This window comes from Streptomyces sp. NPDC096339, from assembly GCF_044762985.1.
GTDB lineage: Bacteria > Actinomycetota > Actinomycetes > Streptomycetales > Streptomycetaceae > Streptomyces.
The window spans coordinates 1-18,564 of sequence record NZ_JBIWFI010000066.1 but is presented as its reverse complement, the minus strand read 5'-3'; the positions used below and the strand labels follow the sequence as shown (position 1 = coordinate 18,564).

At 74.4% G+C, this 18,564-nt stretch carries 17 protein-coding genes; 8 read left to right on the top strand and 9 right to left on the bottom strand.

The genetic code is table 11. The annotated features are described in order from the left end of the window. Window positions 1–145: 145 nt before the first annotated feature. Both ACIQ5Y_RS39450 and ACIQ5Y_RS39445 read left to right on the top strand, forming a co-directional pair. Window positions 146–1,762, top strand: coding sequence for a serine/threonine-protein kinase (locus ACIQ5Y_RS39450; protein WP_403892288.1), 1,617 nt, complete (start codon window positions 146–148; stop codon window positions 1,760–1,762). Then, window positions 1,759–2,382: a hypothetical protein gene (locus ACIQ5Y_RS39445; protein WP_403892285.1), complete on the top strand. Its 624-nt coding sequence runs from the start codon at window positions 1,759–1,761 to the stop codon at window positions 2,380–2,382. The genes ACIQ5Y_RS39450 and ACIQ5Y_RS39445 overlap by 4 nt, the downstream gene beginning before the upstream one ends. Before the next feature lie 6 nt (window positions 2,383–2,388). On the opposite strand, the gene ACIQ5Y_RS39440 is transcribed toward ACIQ5Y_RS39445, so the two are convergent. Together ACIQ5Y_RS39440 and ACIQ5Y_RS39435 are read right to left on the bottom strand one after the other, a co-directional pair. Next, a complete protein-coding gene (locus tag ACIQ5Y_RS39440) occupies window positions 2,389–2,700 on the bottom strand; it encodes a DUF6191 domain-containing protein (RefSeq protein ID WP_403892282.1) in 312 nt (103 codons plus the stop codon). A 294-nt stretch (window positions 2,701–2,994) separates the two neighbouring features. Beyond that, complete coding sequence (locus ACIQ5Y_RS39435; protein ID WP_403892279.1) at window positions 2,995–4,284, bottom strand: ATP-binding protein; 1,290 nt, start codon at window positions 4,282–4,284, stop codon at window positions 2,995–2,997. 160 nt (window positions 4,285–4,444) lie between these two features. On the opposite strand from ACIQ5Y_RS39435, the gene ACIQ5Y_RS39430 reads away from it, so the two are divergent. From ACIQ5Y_RS39430 to ACIQ5Y_RS39420, 3 genes are all read left to right on the top strand, one after another. Next, window positions 4,445–5,911, top strand: a complete 1,467-nt coding sequence (locus ACIQ5Y_RS39430) for a hypothetical protein (RefSeq protein ID WP_403892276.1) — start codon at window positions 4,445–4,447, stop codon at window positions 5,909–5,911. Between the two features lie 127 nt (window positions 5,912–6,038). Next, entirely contained in the window at window positions 6,039–6,815 is a 777-nt protein-coding gene (locus ACIQ5Y_RS39425; protein ID WP_403892273.1) for a trypsin-like serine peptidase, read from the top strand. Window positions 6,816–6,860: 45 nt separating this feature from the next. Next, complete coding sequence (locus ACIQ5Y_RS39420; RefSeq protein WP_403892270.1) at window positions 6,861–8,126, top strand: MalY/PatB family protein; 1,266 nt, start codon at window positions 6,861–6,863, stop codon at window positions 8,124–8,126. On the opposite strand, the gene ACIQ5Y_RS39415 is transcribed toward ACIQ5Y_RS39420, so the two are convergent. From ACIQ5Y_RS39415 to ACIQ5Y_RS39400, 4 genes are all read right to left on the bottom strand, one after another. Beyond that, window positions 8,123–9,373: an acyltransferase family protein gene (locus ACIQ5Y_RS39415; protein ID WP_403892267.1), complete on the bottom strand. Its 1,251-nt coding sequence runs from the start codon at window positions 9,371–9,373 to the stop codon at window positions 8,123–8,125. The genes ACIQ5Y_RS39420 and ACIQ5Y_RS39415 overlap by 4 nt on opposite strands. 109 nt (window positions 9,374–9,482) lie before the next feature. Then, the gene (locus ACIQ5Y_RS39410) at window positions 9,483–10,001 is read right to left on the bottom strand and encodes an NUDIX hydrolase (RefSeq protein WP_403892264.1); all 519 of its coding nucleotides are present in this window, start codon (window positions 9,999–10,001) and stop codon (window positions 9,483–9,485) included. Window positions 10,002–10,038: 37 nt separating this feature from the next. After that, window positions 10,039–11,664 carry an apolipoprotein N-acyltransferase gene (gene lnt / locus ACIQ5Y_RS39405; RefSeq protein WP_403892261.1) on the bottom strand — a complete coding sequence of 542 codons (1,626 nt, stop codon included), beginning with the start codon at window positions 11,662–11,664 and terminating at the stop codon, window positions 10,039–10,041. Window positions 11,665–11,707: 43 nt separating this feature from the next. Further along, window positions 11,708–12,223, bottom strand: coding sequence for a hypothetical protein (locus tag ACIQ5Y_RS39400; protein ID WP_403892258.1), 516 nt, complete (start codon window positions 12,221–12,223; stop codon window positions 11,708–11,710). A gap of 114 nt (window positions 12,224–12,337) precedes the next feature. On the opposite strand from ACIQ5Y_RS39400, the gene ACIQ5Y_RS39395 reads away from it, so the two are divergent. Further along, complete coding sequence (locus tag ACIQ5Y_RS39395; RefSeq protein ID WP_403892255.1) at window positions 12,338–12,808, top strand: VOC family protein; 471 nt, start codon at window positions 12,338–12,340, stop codon at window positions 12,806–12,808. Between the two features lie 3 nt (window positions 12,809–12,811). Here ACIQ5Y_RS39395 and ACIQ5Y_RS39390 read toward each other — a convergent pair whose 3' ends face one another. After that, entirely contained in the window at window positions 12,812–13,864 is a 1,053-nt protein-coding gene (locus ACIQ5Y_RS39390; RefSeq protein ID WP_403892252.1) for an FAD-dependent oxidoreductase, read from the bottom strand. 86 nt (window positions 13,865–13,950) lie between these two features. Between ACIQ5Y_RS39390 and ACIQ5Y_RS39385 the strand changes: the two genes are divergently transcribed. Continuing rightward, window positions 13,951–14,526, top strand: a complete 576-nt coding sequence (locus ACIQ5Y_RS39385) for a TetR/AcrR family transcriptional regulator (protein ID WP_403892249.1) — start codon at window positions 13,951–13,953, stop codon at window positions 14,524–14,526. Further along, complete coding sequence (locus tag ACIQ5Y_RS39380; RefSeq protein ID WP_403892246.1) at window positions 14,523–15,476, top strand: ADP-ribosylglycohydrolase family protein; 954 nt, start codon at window positions 14,523–14,525, stop codon at window positions 15,474–15,476. Before ACIQ5Y_RS39385 ends, ACIQ5Y_RS39380 begins: the two co-directional genes overlap by 4 nt. On the opposite strand, the gene ACIQ5Y_RS39375 is transcribed toward ACIQ5Y_RS39380, so the two are convergent. Both ACIQ5Y_RS39375 and ACIQ5Y_RS39370 read right to left on the bottom strand, forming a co-directional pair. Continuing rightward, complete coding sequence (locus ACIQ5Y_RS39375; RefSeq protein WP_403892243.1) at window positions 15,419–17,056, bottom strand: ABC-F family ATP-binding cassette domain-containing protein; 1,638 nt, start codon at window positions 17,054–17,056, stop codon at window positions 15,419–15,421. The two genes, ACIQ5Y_RS39380 and ACIQ5Y_RS39375, sit on opposite strands and share 58 nt — an antisense overlap. 111 nt (window positions 17,057–17,167) lie before the next feature. Further along, window positions 17,168–17,959 (bottom strand): glutamate racemase, encoded by a 792-nt coding sequence (locus ACIQ5Y_RS39370; RefSeq protein ID WP_403892240.1) that lies wholly within the window; start codon window positions 17,957–17,959, stop codon window positions 17,168–17,170. Window positions 17,960–18,564 lie beyond the last annotated feature (605 nt).

The following is an 18,564-nucleotide window of genomic DNA, read 5'->3' as shown; positions in this document are numbered from 1 at the left end:
CTCCACCACATGCGGGGCTGTGGGGGGGGCGGTTTTTCCCCCCCCCCCGGGGTGTGGCACGGGCGGGGGGGTTAATTGGGGGGGGGGGGGGGGCGGGGCCCCCCCCCCCCCACCTCGACGACCCGGGACGCAGGGGGCTCAGGCGATGACGGACACGTGGACGGTCCCCGGCTACTCGGAGGTCCGGGAACTGGGCTCGGGCGGCAGCGGCCGCGTGGTGCTCGCCGTACACGACGGCACGGGAACGGCCGTCGCGGTGAAGTACCTCGGCGACCGGCTGCGCGAGGACCCGGCCTTCGTCGGGGAGTTCCGGGCCGAGGCGCGCCTGCTCGGGGACCTGCGCTCCCCGCACGTGGTCCGGATGTACGAATACGTCGAGTACGCGACGGCGCCCGGCGGCGCCGCCATCGTGATGGAACTGGTCGACGGGATCTCCCTGCGCGCGCTGCTGAAGGAGTCCGGGCGGGCGGACGCCGAGGCCGCTCTGGTGGTCCTGAAGGGCTCCCTGCTGGGGCTGGCGGCGGCGCACCGGGCGGGTGTCGTCCACCGGGACTACAAGCCGGAGAACGTGCTGGTCGCGGCGGACGGCTCCTCGAAGCTGGTGGACTTCGGCATCGCGGCGAACCGGGGCGCGACCCCGGGCGTGGCCGGGACCCCCGCCTACATGGCCCCCGAGCAGTGGCAGGGCCGGCCCGCCTCCCCCGCCGCCGACGTGTACGCCGCGACGGCGACCTTCTTCGAGATGCTCACCGGCCGCAAGCCCTACGACGGGGAGAACTTCGCGGAGCTCGCCGTCCAGCACATCGAGGCGCCGGTCCCGGAGACCGAGGCCCCCGAGCCCGTACGGCCGCTGATCCGGCGCGGCCTGGCCAAGCGGCCCGAGCAGCGGCCGGAGAACGCCGAGGCGTTCGTGGCGGAGCTGGAGGAGGTGGCGCTCGCCGCGTACGGCCCGGAGTGGGAGGAGCGCGGGCAGCGCAAGCTGGCGGCGCTGGCCGCCCTGCTGCCGCTGCTGTTCCCCTCGGCGGCCGCGTCCGCGGCGGGTACGACGGCGGTGGCGACGACCACCCTGCACGGCGCCTCCCGCTGGGCCCCGGGCCGGCGCGGCCTGCTGGCGGCCGGGGCGGCGCTGGTGCTGGGGGCGGCGCTGATCCTGACGACGGACGCGCTCGGCGCGTCCCCGGGCGGGGCCTCGGCGCTCAGCGCGTTCGCCACGACGAGCGCGACCCCGCCGGTACCGGGCTCGCCCACGCCCACCCCGTCGCCTTCCGCGTCCGCGTCCCCGTCCCCCACGCCGTCGGCGTCGGCGTCGGCGAGTCCGTCCGCCTCGCCGAGCACGTCGCCGACCGCTTCGCCCTCGCCCTCGTACAGCCCGGACCCCGACCCGAGCCCCACGCCGAAACCGACGACCCCCAAACCCACGACGGCGCCTCCGACCCCGGCCGTGGACGTGTACTCGGCCCGGGTGACGCTCACGCAGACCGCGCTGAACCAGGGCCAGGCCTCGGTCGCCCTGAAGGCCTCGGGCACCGGGAACGTGAAGGTCACCTTCGAGTGGTTCACCGGGGACGCCGGCAACCCGTTCGCGACACCCGACGGCACCAGCGCGTACCAGTACGCCGTCGGTTCGGCGCAGCCTTCGATGGCGCACACCTTCACCGGCGCGGGCTGCTACTGGGGCGTCCGGGTCACGACCACGCCGGCGGCCGGATCCGGTCCGACCACGCACAGCATCCAGGCCAAGCGGAGGTGCGTTCCCGCATGAGCGACGTCACCCGGAAGCTCACCAGTGACGGTTCGGGCAGCGGCGACGAGGAGTACAGCGCCACCGTCCTCGGCAGCCACTGGTTCACCAGTCCCGAAGGGCCCGGCGCGGTCGCGCCGGACCGGATCGAGGGATCCGTGCTCCGATTCGGGCCAGGGGTCACCGCGGCCATGCCCGCGCCGTTCCCGGTGACCGTGCCGGCCGGACCGCCGCCGCGCCGCCGGGGCGCGGGCCTGCGGCGGTACGCCCTCGCGGCGGCGGTGCTGCTCGCGGTCCTCGCGTACCTCGGCTGGCAGCGGTTCGGGCCCGCCCTGGAGGTCCGGAGCCTGGCCGTGAGCACCGACCCCAAGGGCCCGGCGTGCGACGCGGCGGCCGACGTGGTCGCCGTCGTCGGCACCAACGGGCGCCCGGGCACCCTCACCTACCGTTGGGTGCGCAGCGACGGCACGCAGTCCGAGCGGCTGACCGAGCGGGTGCCGAGCGGGCAGCGGGAGGCCCGGCTGCACCTGCTGTGGACCTTCCAGGGCCGGGGCAGCTACCCGGCCAGGGCCGAGCTGCAACTGCTGACGCCCGAAGGGCGCACGGCGGCCGTGGAGTTCACGTACAGCTGCCGCCCCTAGGCCCTCTCATGCGGCGGGCAGCCGGATGACGGCGAGGCCGCCGTCGAGGTCGACGCGGGAGCGCGGCGGGGCGCCGTCCTCCTCGTCGTCACGCATCACGAGGGCGCTCTGGCGTTCCTTCAGCTCGTTCTGCTTGCCCGGCGAGAAGCTCGCGTGGAGCTGCTCGAAGCCGGTGCTCGCGACCTGCCCCTGGCGGCCGTTCCACCGCCAGGGCAGCAGACCGGCGCGGCCCGCGCGGACCAGCGCCAGGTCGAGGAACGCCATCGCGGTGAGCACCAAGGCCAGCCCCGGGAGCGTCATGAAGATGACAAAGCCCATGGCCCGACAGTAGCCGACGTGCCCGATGCGCCTTTTCGGTCTTTCGGCCGAGGCGGTCGTGGCCGTCCGGCCGAAGCCCGCGGCCGGGGTCCGCAGGCAGACTCGAATGTGTCGACGAGGGCGTGCAGGACGCCCTCCGGCACCATGCAGGCCACGTTCCAGCCGGCGAACACCCCAACCGGAGCGTGGCCGGCCCGCGCGAAAACCAGTCCGCGCGGGAGGCCCGCGACCGCTTTGGGGAGCGGCCGCGGGCCACTTGCGTACCCGTCCCCCGCCGCAACCGGGGGACGGAGTTCAGAAGCGGGCGTGGGCCGTGATGTCGGCCTCGAACTCGCCCGTCATGGCCGGGGTCACCGTCGGCCGGCACTGCGCGACCGCCTCCAGGTAGTCCGCCGTGGTCGCGCCGAGCTGCGAGGCCGCCGCGCCCCGCGCGCCGACCGCCTCCAGGTCCCGCTCGAAGGACACCTGCGCCGCGATGCGCGCCGCGTGCTCGATGTCGGCCGGCGTGAACAGCTCGGTCGCCGCGACGAGTGCCGCGACGTCGACGTCCGCGCGCCCGGCCGTGTACCGCGCCCAGATGGCGGCGCGGGCACCGGCGTCCGGGGTGCCGATCGGGATCAGGTAGTCGAAGCGTCCCGGCCGCAGGAAGGCGGGGTCGAGGGAGCGGATGGAGTTGGTGGCGCACACCAGGAGCCGCTCGTCGCCCTCGCGGAAGCCGGGTATCAGCTTGAGCAGTTCGTTGGTGACGCCGTGCATCCCGCCGGGCTGGGCGGGCTCGCTGCGCACGGGGGCGATCTCCTCGACCTCGTCGATGAAGACGAGCACCCGCTCCAGTTCGGAGATCCGGGCGAAGGCGTCGCGCAGCGCGGTGGCCAGGTTCCCGCCGTCGGCGAGCCGGGAGGGCAGCAGTTCCACGAAGGGCCAACCGAGCCGGGAGGCGATGGCGCGGGCGAAGGTGGTCTTGCCGGTGCCGGGCGGGCCGAAGAGGGTGATGGCGCGCGGCGGCCGCACGCCGTGGGCGGCGGCCCGCTCGGGCTCGGCCAGCGGCAGCACCACGCGCCGCTCGATGAGGTCCTTCTCCTTCTCCATCCCGGCGACCTTGGTCCACAGGTCGTTGGGGAGGAAACGGCCGCCGAGGTCGTCGAGGAGTCCGGCCGCCGGTCCGTGCAGCGGTTCGGTCTTCTCGAAGTAGGCGACCGCGGGCTGCCGGGTGTATCCGGCGTTCAGCAGGCCCTCCCCGAGGAGGTCCTCCTCGGGCAGCACGTAGGCGATGCGGCCGACCCGGGCCGCGATGAGGCGCCGTTCCAGCTCCACGAGCAGGGCGCTGGCCAGGCCCCGGCCGCGCCAGCCGGAGGCGATCGCGATGCGCATGACCCAGGCCCGCTCGCCGGTCACGCAGGCCAGGGCCGCGCCGATCGGGACGCCCTGGTGGACGGCGACCACGCACGGCTGCCGGTCGGTGAGGGCGCTGATGCACTCGGCGAGCGAGAAGACGGATTCCTGGCCGAGTTCCGCCGTGGTGTCGATCAGGTGGACCACCGCGGCGAGATCGCTCTCGCGGTAGTCGTGGATGAGCCAGTTCACCGGGTACCGCCCCTCGTTCGTGCTCCTGCGGCGAGGCTAGGGGCCACGGGCCCGGCCGATCACCCACCTCCGTGCACAACACGCGGTCCGGAAACCGTCCGTGTCGTCCATAGACTGGTGCTTTCCGCCCGAACGCCAGACCGAGGATTCCAGCGCCTTCATGCTTTGCCACATAACCGCGGCCCGACGCGGGCGTCTCCTATGGTCGATCCCCTTCCTCTGGACCCTGGCGTTCGGTCTGTGGGGGCTCTCCCGGCAGGACAGCGTGTGGCGGGACGAGGCGGCGACCTGGCAGGTCGCGGGACGCTCGGCGGGCCGCATATGGGACATGCTCGGGAACGTGGACGCCGTGCACGGGCTGTACTACTTCCTCATGCACGGCCTCTTCGAGGTCTTCGGCGCGAGTACGACCACCCTGCGGCTGCCCTCGGTGCTGGCCGTCGCGGCCGCCGCCTCCTGCGTGGCGCTGATCGGGCGTCGGCTGGCCGGCTTCTGGGCGGGACTCGGCGGCGGACTGGCCCTCGGGCTGCTGCCGGCGGTCCAGTTCCACCTCCAGGAGGGCAGGCCGTACGCGCTGGTCGCGGCCGGGTCCGCGGTGTCGACTCTGCTTCTGGTGTCGCTCCTGACGAGCGGTGGGAGCGGCGGCCCGGGGCGGCGGGCGTGGCCCCGCTGGACGGCGTACGGGATCACCGTGCTGGTGTGCGCCCTGCTGAACTGGCTGTCGCTGCTGATCCTGCCCGCGCACGCGGTGACCCTGTGGTGGGTGCGGGCGGGGCGCGGCGTGTGGCTGCGCTGGACGGCGTACGGCGCGGGAGCGGTGGCGGGGGCGCTGCCACTGGTCCTGTTCAGCCGGAGCCAGTCCGACCAGGTGTCGTGGATACCGCCGCTGACCTGGCACATGCTGATCGGCCCGGGGATCCTCCTCGCCATCGGCGCCCTCGGGGCGTGGGCGGACCGCCCGGACCGGTCCCGGCCGTCGGCGGCCGCGGTCGGGCTGCCGCTGCTGGCGGTGCCGCAGCTCGGGCTGATCGGGCTGTCCCTGGTCCAGCCGCTGTTCCTGGACCGGTACGTGCTGTTCGGCATGGTGGGCCTGGCCCTGCTGATCGGGGCCGCCCTCGGGGCGGCGGTACGGGCCTGCGCGCCCCGCTTCCCCCGGGCGTCGGCCCTGCTGGTTCCGGGGGTGATCGGGCTCGCGGCGCTGGCCCTGCTGCCGGTGGAGCTGGGCAAGCGGGCCCCGGCGAGCCGCGTGGACGACGTGCTCGCGGTGGCCGGCGAGGTGGCCCGGCTGAAGGAGGACGGGGACGCGGTGCTCTTCGTACCGGCCGCGCGGCGCGACACGGCGCTGGTCTCCCCCGGCGCCTTCACGGGCCTGGACGACATCGCCCTCGCGAGGACCCCGGTGGCCTCGGCCACCCTCAAGGGCGAGGAGACCGACCCCGCGCGGATCAGGGCGGCGATGCTCACCCGGCGGCGGGTGCTCCTGGTGACGGACTCGGCGAAGGTCGCCAAGGCTCCGTCGGCAGAACGGGACAAGGCGAAGGCCTCCGTCCTGCGGGAGTACTTCACGGTGGTGGAGGACCGCCAGCTGCGGGGCCGCCGGGTGACGGTGTACGAGCGCCGCGCCTAGTGCTCTGACCGGCCACACGGCCTGGCGTTTCCTACGGTCCGGATTTCACCGCGGGTCCACGGTATTCACAGCGGATTCATACGGAACACCGGGCTCCGGGCAAAGGTTCGGCGGGCAGGGTGGGGGCATGATCCACCGAACGCTCCACCGACCGGCCCGGCGCACCCGCGCGCGGCGGGCGTCCCGGATCCTGCCGGCGCTGGCGGCCATGGCCACGCTCATCAGCGTGGACGTGCCCGACGCGGTGGCCGGCACACCGCTCGGCGTCACCGCCGAGGCCCTGCCCGACACCGCGGCGGACCGGGTGGGCGCGCTCTTCACGGGTGGACTCGACGGCGGGCACTTCTGCACCGCGGCCGTGGTGCGGAGCGACGGGCACGACGTGATCGCCACCGCCGCGCACTGCGTGGGGGACCCGGACTCCACCTTCTTCGCACCGGGCTACCGGGACGGCCGGGCCCCGTACGGGCTGTGGCGGATCACCGGGACCTACGTCGCCGCGGGCTGGAAGGACGGCCAGGACCCGGACGCGGACATCGCGTTCGCGACGGTCGCCCCGGTGGACGCGGGGCACGGCCGGTACGTCGAGGACCTGGTGGGCGGCTTCCCGGTCGCGGCGGAGCAGCCGGACGACGCCACGGTCACGGTGATCGGCTACCCGCGCACCCACGAGACCCCGCTGCGGTGCGCGAACACCACCGCGCTCCTGTCGCAGACCCAGCGCCGCATCGACTGCCCGGACCTCACCGGCGGCACCAGCGGCAGCCCGTGGCTGGTGGACGGCGCGCTGGCCGGGGTGCTCGGCGGCTACGAGGGCGGCGGGACCGTACCGGAGGTCTCCTACAGTGCGGTGATGGGGGACCAGGCCGTCGAGCTGTACCGGGAGGCGGCCGACGCCGGCTGACGGCGCACCGGTTGCGCGGGCCGTGGCAGCGGGCAGTCTGTGGGCATGAGCGCGCCGAGTGACCCGAGGTCTTCCGTGTCCGAGGACGACGGTCGGACCGATCCGCTGGTCCGGCTTTCCCTGGAGCAGTTGCGCCGGCGCACCAGCATGAAGTGGCGCACGCATCCCGCGGACGTCCTCCCGCTGTGGGTGGCGGAGATGGACGTGCCGCTCGCGCCTCCCGTGGCCGAGGCCGTGCACCGGGCGATCGACCGGGGCGACACCGGCTATCCCCACGGCACCGCCTATGCCGAGGCGCTGGCGGCCTTCGCCGCGAAGCGCTGGGGCTGGGACGGCATCCGGATCGAGGACACCGCGATCACCCCCGACGTCATGCTGGGCATCGTGGAGTTGCTGCGCCTGATCACCGGTCCGGGTGACGCGGTGGTGGTCTGCTCCCCCGTGTACCCGCCCTTCTACGCCTTCGTCTCGCACGACGGCCGGGAGGTGGTCGAAGCGCCCCTCGGCGCGGATCTGCGCATCGATCCCGGCGCGCTGGAGGACGCCTTCGTCCGTGCGCGGCGCGGGGGCCGCCGGGCGGCCTTCCTGCTGAGCAACCCGCACAACCCGACCGGTGTGGTCCATACGCGTACGGAGCTGGAAACGGTCGCCTTGCTGGCCCGCCGCCACGGCGTGCGGGTGGTCGCCGACGAGATCCACGCCCCGCTGGTGCTGTCCGGGGCCCGGTTCACCCCGTTCCTCGGCGTGCCCGGCGCGGAGGACGGCTTCTCCATCATGTCCGCGTCCAAGGCCTGGAACCTGGCCAGCCTCAAGGCGGCCGTGGCCATCGCGGGTCCGGAGGCCGCGGGCGACCTGCGCCGGATGCCGGAGGAGGTCGGTCACGGCCCCAGCCATGTGGGGGTCCTGGCGCACACGGCGGCGTTCCGGGACGGCGGGGACTGGCTCGACGAACTGCTCACGGGGCTGGACGCGAACCGCGGCCTGCTGGGCGCGCTGGTCGAGGAGCACCTGCCGGGCATCGGCTACGTCCCGCCCGAGGGCACGTACCTGGCCTGGCTGGACTGCACGGGGCTGGGACTCCACGACGACGAGCCGTGCGACGGCCCGGGCGTGGTCGCCGACATCGCGGGCCCGGCGAGGCTGTTCCTCGACCGGGCCCGCGTGGCCCTGAGCTCCGGGCACGTCTTCGGCACGGGCGGCGCCGGCTGCGTACGCCTCAACTTCGCCACCTCGCCGGCGATCCTGCGCGAAGCGGTGACCCGGATGGGACGCGCGCTGGCCGACCTGGAGGGCCCGGCCCGGGTCGTCTAGCGGACGGCGGGGATGCGTTCGGCCTCGGGCTCGGAGAGCTGTGCGGGAAGACGGTCGAGCGTCGGCCGGGTCGGGGGCGGGGTGACGGAGCGGATGTCCTGCATTCCGCGGCGCAGGCTGCTGCGCAGCACACGTCCCAGCGGGCGTTCCACGAGCCGGTGGATGGCCCAGGCGACCGCCAGCATGACGGCGGTCACGCCGAGGGCGAGGGGTACGGGAGGCACCTGGTCGCGGAAGTGATGGATGAGCGTCAGCCCGGCCATCATGTGGATCAGGTAGAGCGGGTACGTGAGCGCCCCCGCGTGCGGGAGCCAGCGCCAGCGCACGCGGTCGAAGACACCGAGCGCTATGCCCGCCATCACGAGGAAGCCGAGCAGGATGATCAGGTGCGCGGGCCAGTCCGGGACCTGGTCGGTGACCCCGCGGCCCAGGCTCGAGACCATGCGGGCCGGCACGTAATGCTGGGCTATGAGGAACTGGGCGAGGACGACGGCCCACAGGACGGCGTTCGGCCGGAACCGCCGCATCAGGTGGAACGCGATCCCGGCGATGAAGTACGGGGAGGCGGACGGGACGGCGAAGAAGGACAGCAGTCCGCTGTCGGCGGTCGGGGCGACGACGCCGGCCAGGGTCCAGACGCCGCAGAAGAGCACGCAGTTGCGGTAGGTCAGACCGCTCATGACGACGACCGCGAACAGCACGTAGAACTTGAGCTCGACGAAGAGGGTCCAGTACACGTCGTCGATGTGCGGGACCCCGAGGCCGCCCTGGACCATCGACAGGTTCACCAGGATGTCGGTGAACCGCTCGACCTTCCTCACCTCGGGCCAGCCGAGGAGCACCAGAGAGGTGAAGGCCACGGCGGCCCAGTAGGCGGGGAAGAGCCGGGATACCCGGGACACGGCGAACTCGCCCAGGGAGCGGCCCCAGGCGCTCATGCAGATGACGAAGCCGCTGACCAGGAAGAAGATCTCCACGCCGAGCCAGCCGTAGACGGCGAGGTGGCGGGCGACCGGGAAGACGGCGTCGGTCGGCCGGCCCCAGGCGCTGGCGAGCGCCGTGTAGTGGTAGAAGACCACGGCCAGCGCGGCGAGCACCCTGACCGCGTCGAGGACCGCCAGGCGTCCCGTGGGCGGCCCGGCGGGCGGTCCGACGACCGGTCCGGCGGGCCCCCCACCGTGGGTTCCGGCACGCGTCCGGCCGCCCGGTATCGACTCCGGCTCTGCGGCCGACCTACGCACACTCATCTCCGAAACGCCCCCCTGGAACGTACAGTTGTCCGAATCTCGCGTCAGATCTGCGGAACTCTAGCGTGATCACAGACGACTCACAGGATCGGGCGGGGTGACGGACGCCTCACTCCCCGTTCGACTGAAGTCCGCCCTCCGCATCCCCTGCGGACATCTCGAAGGGTTCGAACCACGTGGGTTCGTCGCGCAGGGCCTGCTCGATCCGGAACAGGGAGAACTTCTCCATCGACGGCAGCTCGTCCACCTCGAACCAGGCCACCTCCAGGGATTCGTGGTCGTTGGCCCGGGCCTCGCCGCCGGTCGCGCGGCAGCGGAAGGTGATGTCCTGGAACTGGCAGACGTCACCGTTGGGATAGGTGATCGGAGCGAGCATCTGCACGAGGACCACGCGCTCGGGCACGCAGCGCACCGCCGTCTCCTCGTGGACCTCGCGCACGGCGGTCTCGGCCGGCTGCTCACCGGGCTCGCAGATCCCGCCGACCACGGACCAGCGCCCGTTGTCGGAACGCCGGCCGAGCAGGACCCGGCCCCGGTCGTCGAAGACGATCGCCGTGACGGCGGGCAGCAGGAGCAGCCGGTGCCCGGCGGTGGCACGGATCTCGCGGATGAAATCGGGTGTGGTCATCCCCCGACCCTACGAGGCCGGGGGCGCCGCTCCGGCGTCAGTCGGCGCGGCGTGCGCGGATACGGCGGGTCAGGACCAGGCCGAAACCGCCTGCCGCGATCAGCAGGAGGGCGTACTCCGGGAGCGGCCCCAGACGGGTGGCGGGGGTCTCGGTGGAGCGCAGCGGGATCTCGGCGACCAGCGCGTCCGCGGTGAACATCTTCGTCTGCCGGACGATCTTCCCGTCGGGGCGGATGACCGCGCTGACCCCGCTGGTGACGGGGACGAGGACGGTACGGCTGTGCTCGACCGCGCGGATCCGGTCCATGGCGAGCTGCTGGTACGTCATCTGGGTGCGGCCGAACGTGGCGTTGTTGCTGGGTACGGCGATCACCTGGGCGCCGTCGCGGACGGTGGAGCGGACCGCGTCGTCGAAGGCGGCTTCGAAGCAGGTGACCATGCCGACGCCGCTGCCGGCCATGTCGAAGACGCCCGGGTCCTTGCCGGGGCCGAAGTCGCGGCGCACCCGGTCCACGTCCGAGCTGAAGAGACGGACGAAGGAACGCATCGGGATGCGCTCGCCGAAGGGCTGGATCTTTCGCTTGTCGTAGGTGTCCGTGGGGCCCTTGACCGGGTCCCAGAGGATCATCGTGTTGCGCAGCGGCCCGGTCTCCGGGGCGACGACGGCGCCGATGGCGACGGGCACGCCGATGGCCTTGACCGCGCTTTCGATGGCGTCGTAGGCGTCGGGCTCGGCGTACGGGTCGAGGTCGGAGGAGTTCTCCGGCCAGACGACGAAGTCGGGCTTGGGCACGCGGCCGGCCGCGACGTCCGCGGCGAGCTCGATGGTGCGGTTGACGTGGTTGTCGAGGACCTGGCGGCGCTGGGCGTTGAAGTCGAGGCCCAGGCGCGGGACGTTGCCCTGGATGACTGCGGCGACGACCTTTCCGTCCTCGGCGGTGTCGGAGACCAGCGGGCGGGCGGCGAGTCCGGCGCCGATGGGGGCGGCGACGCTGAGCGCGGCGACGGCGGCGGTGGCGCGGCCGGGGTGCTCGCGGGCCGCGCGGAGGGCCGCGTACAGGCCGAATCCGCAGAGCGCGACGGCGAAGGAGAGCAGCGGGGTGCCGCCGAGGGCGGCGAGCGGGGTGAAGATCCCGTCGGCCTGGCCGAAGGCGAGCTTGCCCCAGGGGAAGCCGCCGAAGGGGAGCCGGGCGCGCAGGGCCTCACCGGCGACCCAGACGGCCGCCGCGAAGACCGGCCAGGCGGGAAGCCGGCCGACGAGGGTGATGCCGAGGCCGGTCAGACCGATGAAGAGGGCCTCGACCGCGGCGAGCGCCACCCATGGCACCGGGCCGACCTCCGAGCCGGTCCACACGAGGAGCGGCAGCATGAAGCCGAGCCCGGTGAGGAACCCGAGGCCCAAACCGGCCCGGGCCCGGCGGCCGTGGAGGCAGCCGGCGAGCAGGGCGAGCGCGAGGGGGGCCAGCCACCACAGGGGGCGGGGCGGGAAGCTGAGGTAGAGCAGCACACCGGCGAGCGCCGCGAGCGGGGCCCGCACCAGCCACAGGGCCGTGCGCGGTCCCGTCCGGGAGAGGATTCCGCCCTGGGCGCCGGGGGCCGCGCCGGCCGGGTCGGCGGGCTTCACGGGCTCGTTCCCGGCCGTGCGGGTGACACTGCTGCTCATCTGGCGGAGTGTACGTCCCCTCGGACAAAGCGCAGGTAAGGACCTATCGGGCGAGGGCGCGGAGGTGGGTGCGAATGACCCGGACGGCGTTCTCCGCGTCGTCGACGGTGACCGTGAACAGCTTCCCGTCGCCGAGTCTCAGCTCCACGCCCTCGCCGCGCCGGACGATGACCGCGGTGCCCTTCTCGGGGCGCCAGCGGTAGCCCCAGCCTCCCCACTGCTGCGGGGTGATCCGGGGGACGAACTCGGCCGAGGCCACTTCGCTGAGCCGGATCCTGCGGCGGGGCAGCCCCATGTGGCCGCAGCGCACTTCGAAGACCTCGGCGTCGATGGTGACGGCGACGTGCACGAAGGCGAGGGTCCCGAAGAGGATCAGCAGCCCCGCGGCGAGGCAGCCGATCACGGACATGAGCAGGGGCACGTAGCCGGAGGTCCAGGCATTGTCGACGGCGAGTTCCGCGCCGAGCGCCAGACAGGCCGCACCGGCTGCGGCCAGCAGCCACTGCACGCGGTTGGAGGCCCGGCCCGTCCAGCGGGGACCCGGGGTGTGCACCGTCATGTTGTGCAGCGTACTCACGTTCCACACCGGCGCCACCACCTCTCGCCCAGGTGCCGCAATGCGCGTCTGCCCGTGCTTGACCTCAACCAAACTTGAGCTCCTACGGTCCTCGACATGACCACTCACCAGGCAGTTGAGAACGACGTTCCCGCGCGCTACCGCACGGCGGTGGTGCCGCACATCATGGTGGCCGACGCCGCCGCGGCGATCGACTTCTACGTCCGGGCCTTCGGCGCCGTCGAGGAGTTCCGGCTCGACCGCCCCGAGGGCGGGGTGCTGCACGCCGAGATCCGGATCGGCGGGGCGGTGATGATGCTCGGCGACACCTCCGAAGGCCCCTTCTCCCCTCCTGCGGCCCTGGGCGGGACCTCGGTCGCGCTGCACGTGTTCGTACCGGACGTGGACGCGCTCGCCCGGACCGCGGTGGCGGCCGGCGCGGAGCTGGTGCAGGAGCCGGCGGACCAGTTCCACGGCGACCGGACCGCCCACCTGCGGGACCCCTCCGGGCACCTGTGGGTGTTCCTGACCCACCTGGAGGACGTGCCCGAGGAGGAGCTCGCGCGACGGCTCGGCGAAGCCGGGTAGGCGTCAGCCCGGCAGCAGGCCCACGAGCGCGTCGCGCAGGGCCGGGCGGCGGGTGTTCACGAAGCGGTGCAGGTTCCGCGAGGCGAAGGCCACGCGCTGCGCGCTGCGGCGCCGTTCGGAGTCGTACGCGCGCAGCGCCCCCGCCAGCCCGGCCCGTCCGCGCGCGGCGACCGCGCGGGTCAGCGCCTCCGCGTCGAGCAGGGCCGTGCAGGCGCCCTGGCCGAGGTTGGGTGTCATGGCGTGGGCGGCGTCGCCGACGAGGGCGACCCGGCCGGCGGCGGTGAAGGCCGGGAGCGCGGGATAGAGGTGGCGCATCTCGTAGCGGATCCAGGTGGCGGGGTCCGTCTCGGCGAGGACGCGCGGGATGGGGTCGTGCCAGCCGGCGAAGGCGTCGCGCAGCTCGTCCGCGGTGGTGGCCTCGGGGACGGTGGCGTACCAGTTGGTGTGGCCGGGCTCGACGGGGGTCATGCCGAAGAAGCGACCCGCGCCCCAGGTCTCGCCGTACAGGCCCGTCTCGAACGGGGCGATGCCGATCCAGGCGACCGTTCCGACGGTCCGCGGGCCGCCGGCGCGGCCGAAGTGCGCGGTGCGGACGGCGCTGTTGATGCCGTCCGCACCGACGAGGAGGTCGACGCCGGGCGGCAGGTCGGCCGGTTCGGCGATCGCCTGCCCGTACTCGATCTTCGCGCCGCCGAGCCGGTCGAGCTCGGCGAGCAGGGCGTCGATCAGGTACGGGCGGGCGATGAGCAGCTCGGGCCTGCCGGCCTTGCGCTCGATCCGTTCGAGCGGGAGCGCGGCGAGCACCCTGCCGTCGGGCCGCCGGATCCGCGCCTCGCGGTACGGGACCGCGCGCGCCCGCAGCGCGTCGCCGAGGCCGAGGCGGTCGAGGGCGGCCTGCGCGCTGGGGTGGATGCCGAAGGCGGTTCCGTACCGTTCGAGGGCCGTGCGCCGCTCCAGGACGGCGACCTCCCAGCCCGCCCTGCGCAGCCCGATGGCGGTGGCGAGTCCGCCGACTCCCGCGCCGACGACGAGGGCCGTTCCGCTGTTGCCGCTCATGCCTCTCTCCCCTCAACAGGCACTCACTTGGTACCACAGCCGTGGTACTACATCTGTGGTACCACGGCTGTGGTTATGCTGGCAAGGTGAATCAGGACCGAAGGGACCGGCTGCGGGACGCGGCCGTCGCCGTACTGGCCGAAGCGGGCGGGCGCGGCCTCACGCACCGGGCCGTCGACGCCGCCGCCGACGTGCCGACGGGCACCGCCAAGAACTACTTCCCGACCCGCGACGCGCTCCTGCGGGCCGTGGCCGAGCGCTGCCTGGAGCAGTACCTGGCCCTGACAGCGGGACCCCCGCCCGGCGACGCGGAGCGGCTGGCGGCCCTGCTCGCGGGGCTGCTGCGGAACGTGGCGGGCCCCGGGCGGCCGCGCGTGGCCGCCTACCTGGAACTCCAGGCCGAGTCCACGCGGCGGCCCTGGCTGGCGGCGCTGCTGGACCCGATCGGCGCCGGCGACTTCGCGGCCCACGCCCACCTGCTGCGCGCGGCCGGCCTGCCGGCCGGACCGGAGACGGTCCGCGCCCTGACCCTCGCCCTGCACGGCGCGATCCCGCACCTGCTGGCGGGTGCACCGGACACCCTGGCCGCGGCCGGCCTGGACGACCTGGACCGCTTCACCCGCGAACTGCTGACCGCCGTGTGCACCGCGGAGGCACCATGACCTCCCGGCTCGATCGCGCGGTGGGCGCGGTCCTGGGCTCGGCGGCGGGCGACGCGCTGGGCGCGCCGTACGAGTTCGGCCCGGCGGGGGCGCTGAGCGCGCGCGGCGAGGAGATGCTCGGGGGCGGCGGCTGGGATCCCGGGGAGGCGACGGACGACACGCAGATGGCGGTCCTGGTGGCCGAGTCCCTGCTGGAGCGGGGCGGCCTGGACCTCCCGGACGTCTTCGCCCGCTTCCAGCGCTGGGCGGCGGGCGAGCCCAAGGACATCGGGCTCCAGACCGAGGACGTGCTGACCAACGGCGAGCCGTGGAACTTCGCGGCGGCCCTGCACTTCCAGATCAACACCCGCGCCGCGGGCAACGGTTCGCTGATGCGGGCCGCCACCTCGGCCGTGTACTTCGCGGGCGCCGGGCGCGAGGGGACGATGGACGCCGCGCGGCGCATCGCGGCACTGACGCACGGCGACCGGGCCGCCTGGGAGGGGACGGCCGTACTGCACGATCTCGTACGCGTGGCCATGGACGGCGCCGATCCCCTGGCCTCGCTCCCCGAGACCCTCGCCGCCGTCCACCCGGCCCACCGCGACCGGTACGGGCGCGTGCTGGACCCCGACTGGCACCCCGATCTGGCCACCGAGTTCAACGGGGCGGTGTGGCCCTGCCTGGGCTCGGCGGTGTGGGCGCTGCGGACCACCACCGGGTTCGCGCAGGCCGTACGGGCCGCCGTGGACCTGGGCGGGGACACCGACACGGTGGCGGCCGTGACGGGGGCGCTGGCCGGGGCCGTGTACGGCCGGGCGGCGGTCCCGGAGCAGTGGACCGCCCCCCTCCACGTGCCGCTGCCGGGGTTCGGGGGCCGGGTCCTGGACGCGGCGGACCTGCGCGGGCTGGCTCAACGGCTCGCGGTGGCCGGTTCGACCGCTGCGGCCGATGCGGCCGCTTCGCGCTGAAGTTCCAGGCGCCGACCGGGGAAGGCCGCACGCAGCCGCCGGTCGTGCGTGACCACGACCAGGGTCCCGGTGAAGTGGGCCAGGGCCGCCTCCAGTTCCTCCACCACGGCCGGGGCCAGGTGGTTCGTAGGCTCGTCGAGCAGCAGCAGGTCCAAGGGCCGCCCCACCAACCGGGCCAGCTCGACCTTCCGGCGCTGTCCGGCCGAAAGGACGCGCAGCGGACGACCGAGGTCCCCGGGGGCGAGCAGCCCGTGTGCGACGGCCCGGTCGGCCTGGTCCTGGCCGAACAACTCGACCACCGAGCGGAGTTCGCGCGCCCAGGGGTCGTCCTGCCGGAGCAGCCCCACCCGCCGGGGCGTCCTCACGAGGCCCTGCGCGGGCGCCAGTTCACCCGACAGCAGGTGCAACAGGGTCGATTTGCCCACCCCGTTGGGCCCGGTGACCAGGAGCCGCTCCCCCGGGGCCAGCTCCAGTGACACCGGCCCGAGTCGCCCCGGCACGGCCGCGCCGGCCAGCTCCACCGCCCCGGCCGAGCCCTCGGTGAACCGGCCGGTGAAACCGAGCGGCCGCGGGGGCGGCGGAACGGGGTTCTCGGTCAGCCTGTGCAGGCGTTCGCGGGCGGCCCGGATGCGGCTCGCGGCGCCGTGGCCCCGCGATCGGGCGCGGAACGCGCCAGCTCCGCTGAAGCCTCGGGGCAGCTTGCGCGGGATCGCGGCGAAACGGCCGATGTTGGTGTCGGCGAGCCTCTCGGCGCTCCGGACCTCCTCGCGCCACTCCTCGTGCTCCCGCTGCCGGCGGGCACGTTCGGCGGCGCGGGCGGTCAAGAACCCTTCGTAGCCGTTGCCGTAGCGGCCGACCGCCCGACGGTCCTGGTCCACCTCCATGATCGTGGTCGTGACACGGTCGAGGAAGACCCGGTCGTGCGTCACGGCGATGACGGTGCCGCGGTGGCCGCGCAGACGTTCCTCCAGCCAGCCGACCGCCTCGTCGTCGAGGTCGTTGGTCGGCTCGTCGAGCAGCAGGAGTTCCGGCTCGGAGGCGAGGGCGGCGGCGAGCGCGAGGCGGGAGCGTTGACCGCCCGACAGGGTGCCCAGCCGGCGGTCCGGGTCCAGCCCGGCGCGTTCGCCGAGGTGGCGCAGGGTGGTCGCGACGCGCCGCTCGGCATCGCGGCCGCCGCGCGCCTCATGGGCGTCGAGGAGCGCCGCGTACGAGGCGAGCTCCTCGGGGCCGGCCCGGTGCAGGACGGACTCCGCGGCCCGGATCCGCCGCTCCAGCGCGCGCAGGTCGGCGAGCGCGAGGTCGACGGCGTCGCCGACGCGGGCGGACGGCGGGAGGTCGAGGGTCTGGGAGAGGTGGCCGAGGCCGCCGGGCACGGTGACGGTGACCTCCCCGTGGTCGGGCCGCTCCTGTCCGGCGAGGAGCCGGAGCAGGGTGGATTTGCCGGAGCCGTTGTCGCCGACGACACCGACCCGCTCGCCGGGCCGGACCGTGACGCTGACGCGGTCCAGGACGACGCGGGTGTCGTAGCTCTTGGTGACCTCGGACAGGACGATCTGGGTGGAGGCGAGTGGAGCACGCAAGGGCGATCTCTTTCCGCAGATGGCGAGACGGACCGTACCGTCTCGTTATGCGGCCAAAAGTAAACCACCGTGCGGCGAGACGCAAGACGTTTCGTCTCGCCGACGGAGGGGTCAGGCGACGGGGGCGCCGTGGCCGACGAGCAGTTGCCCTTCGGCGTACGCGAGTGCGGCGGCGGGGAGTGCCCCCTCGCGCCCGCTGCGCAGGACGGTCAGCCCGCCCGTGCGGGACAGCTCGGGCTCAGGCCCGACCCCGAGTCGGCGCAGCGCCTGCACGGCGACGGGCTCGGCGGAACCGTGGAAGACGTACCCGGCTCCCCGGGTCCGCTCGTCGAGCGCGGCCCGGATCGGCGCCTCGACCAGCTCGTAGTGCGTGCAGCCGAGCACCACGTCGGTGACGTCGGGCGGGGTCAGCGCGGTGGCCGCGGCGACGGCTGCCGCCACGGCGTCGTCGTCCGCCGCCTCGACGGCGTCGGCGAGACCGGGGCAGGGCACCTCGGTGACCCGGGCCCCGGTGGCGAAGTCACGGATCAGTCCACGCTGGTAGGGGCTGCCGGTGGTGGCGGGCGTCGCCCAGATCGCCACGCGTCCGCCGGCCGCCGCGGCGGGCTTGATCGCCGGCACGGTCCCGATGACGGGGATGCCGGGCTCGAGCTCCTCCCGAACGGCGTCGAGGGCGTGCACGGTGGCGGTGTTGCAGGCCACGATCAGCGCGTCCGGGCGGTGCGCGGCGGCGGCCCGGGCGACGGCGAGCGCCCGCTCGGTGAGGTCGGCCGGGGTGCGGGGCCCCCAGGGCATCCCGTCGGGGTCGGAGGACAGGACGAGATCCGCGTCGGGCCGCAGCCGACGCACCGCCGCGGCCGCCGCGAGGAGGCCGATTCCGGAGTCCATGAGGGCGATCTTCACCCCGCCACCTTAGTCCCTGCGGGGCTCGGCGGTACGGGGGCCCACTGCGGCGGGGCCGCACCCACCGGGCCGTTCCCGCCTCCCGACCGGGCCCCTGCGGGGCTCGGCGTCACGGGCCCACCGCGGCAGGGCCGCACCCACGGGGTCGTTGCCCCGGCCGAACCCGGCAAGTCGAACCCCCCGGGGCTCGGCCTTACGGGGCCCACTGCGGCAGGGCGGCGTCATCGGGGCCCCTTCCCTGCGGGGCTTGGCGGTACGGGGCTCGCTTCGGCGGGGCCGGTACCTTGCGGGGCCCAGCGCAGTCCGGCTCCCTTCGGCTGGGCCGGGTCCCTGCGGGGCTCGGCGGTACGGGGCTCGCTTCGACGGGGCCGGTACCTTGCGGGGCCCAGCGCAGTCCGGCTCCCTTCGGCCGGGCCGGTTCCCTGCGGGGCTCAGCGGTACGGGCTCGCTTCGACGGGGCCGGTACCTTACGGGGCCCAGCGCAGTCCGGCTCCCTTCGGCCGGGCCGGGTCCCTGCGGGGCTCAGCGGTACGGGCTCTCTTCGACGGGGCCGGTACCTTACGGGGCCCAGCGCAGTCCGGCTCCCTTCGGCCGGGCCGGGTCCC

Coding starts and splice junctions, on each gene's coding strand:
- ACIQ5Y_RS39380 (WP_403892246.1), top strand. CDS start 14,523: ATGACCTCCCGGCTCGATCGCGCGGTGGGCGCGGTCCTGGGCTCGGCG.
- ACIQ5Y_RS39410 (WP_403892264.1), bottom strand. CDS start 10,001: ATGACCACACCCGATTTCATCCGCGAGATCCGTGCCACCGCCGGGCAC.
- ACIQ5Y_RS39445 (WP_403892285.1), top strand. CDS start 1,759: ATGAGCGACGTCACCCGGAAGCTCACCAGTGACGGTTCGGGCAGCGGC.
- ACIQ5Y_RS39400 (WP_403892258.1), bottom strand. CDS start 12,223: ATGACGGTGCACACCCCGGGTCCCCGCTGGACGGGCCGGGCCTCCAAC.
- ACIQ5Y_RS39440 (WP_403892282.1), bottom strand. CDS start 2,700: ATGGGCTTTGTCATCTTCATGACGCTCCCGGGGCTGGCCTTGGTGCTC.
- ACIQ5Y_RS39430 (WP_403892276.1), top strand. CDS start 4,445: ATGCTTTGCCACATAACCGCGGCCCGACGCGGGCGTCTCCTATGGTCG.
- ACIQ5Y_RS39390 (WP_403892252.1), bottom strand. CDS start 13,864: ATGAGCGGCAACAGCGGAACGGCCCTCGTCGTCGGCGCGGGAGTCGGC.
- ACIQ5Y_RS39450 (WP_403892288.1), top strand. CDS start 146: ATGACGGACACGTGGACGGTCCCCGGCTACTCGGAGGTCCGGGAACTG.
- ACIQ5Y_RS39415 (WP_403892267.1), bottom strand. CDS start 9,373: ATGAGTGTGCGTAGGTCGGCCGCAGAGCCGGAGTCGATACCGGGCGGC.
- ACIQ5Y_RS39395 (WP_403892255.1), top strand. CDS start 12,338: ATGACCACTCACCAGGCAGTTGAGAACGACGTTCCCGCGCGCTACCGC.
- lnt (WP_403892261.1), bottom strand. CDS start 11,664: ATGAGCAGCAGTGTCACCCGCACGGCCGGGAACGAGCCCGTGAAGCCC.
- ACIQ5Y_RS39420 (WP_403892270.1), top strand. CDS start 6,861: ATGAGCGCGCCGAGTGACCCGAGGTCTTCCGTGTCCGAGGACGACGGT.
- ACIQ5Y_RS39425 (WP_403892273.1), top strand. CDS start 6,039: ATGATCCACCGAACGCTCCACCGACCGGCCCGGCGCACCCGCGCGCGG.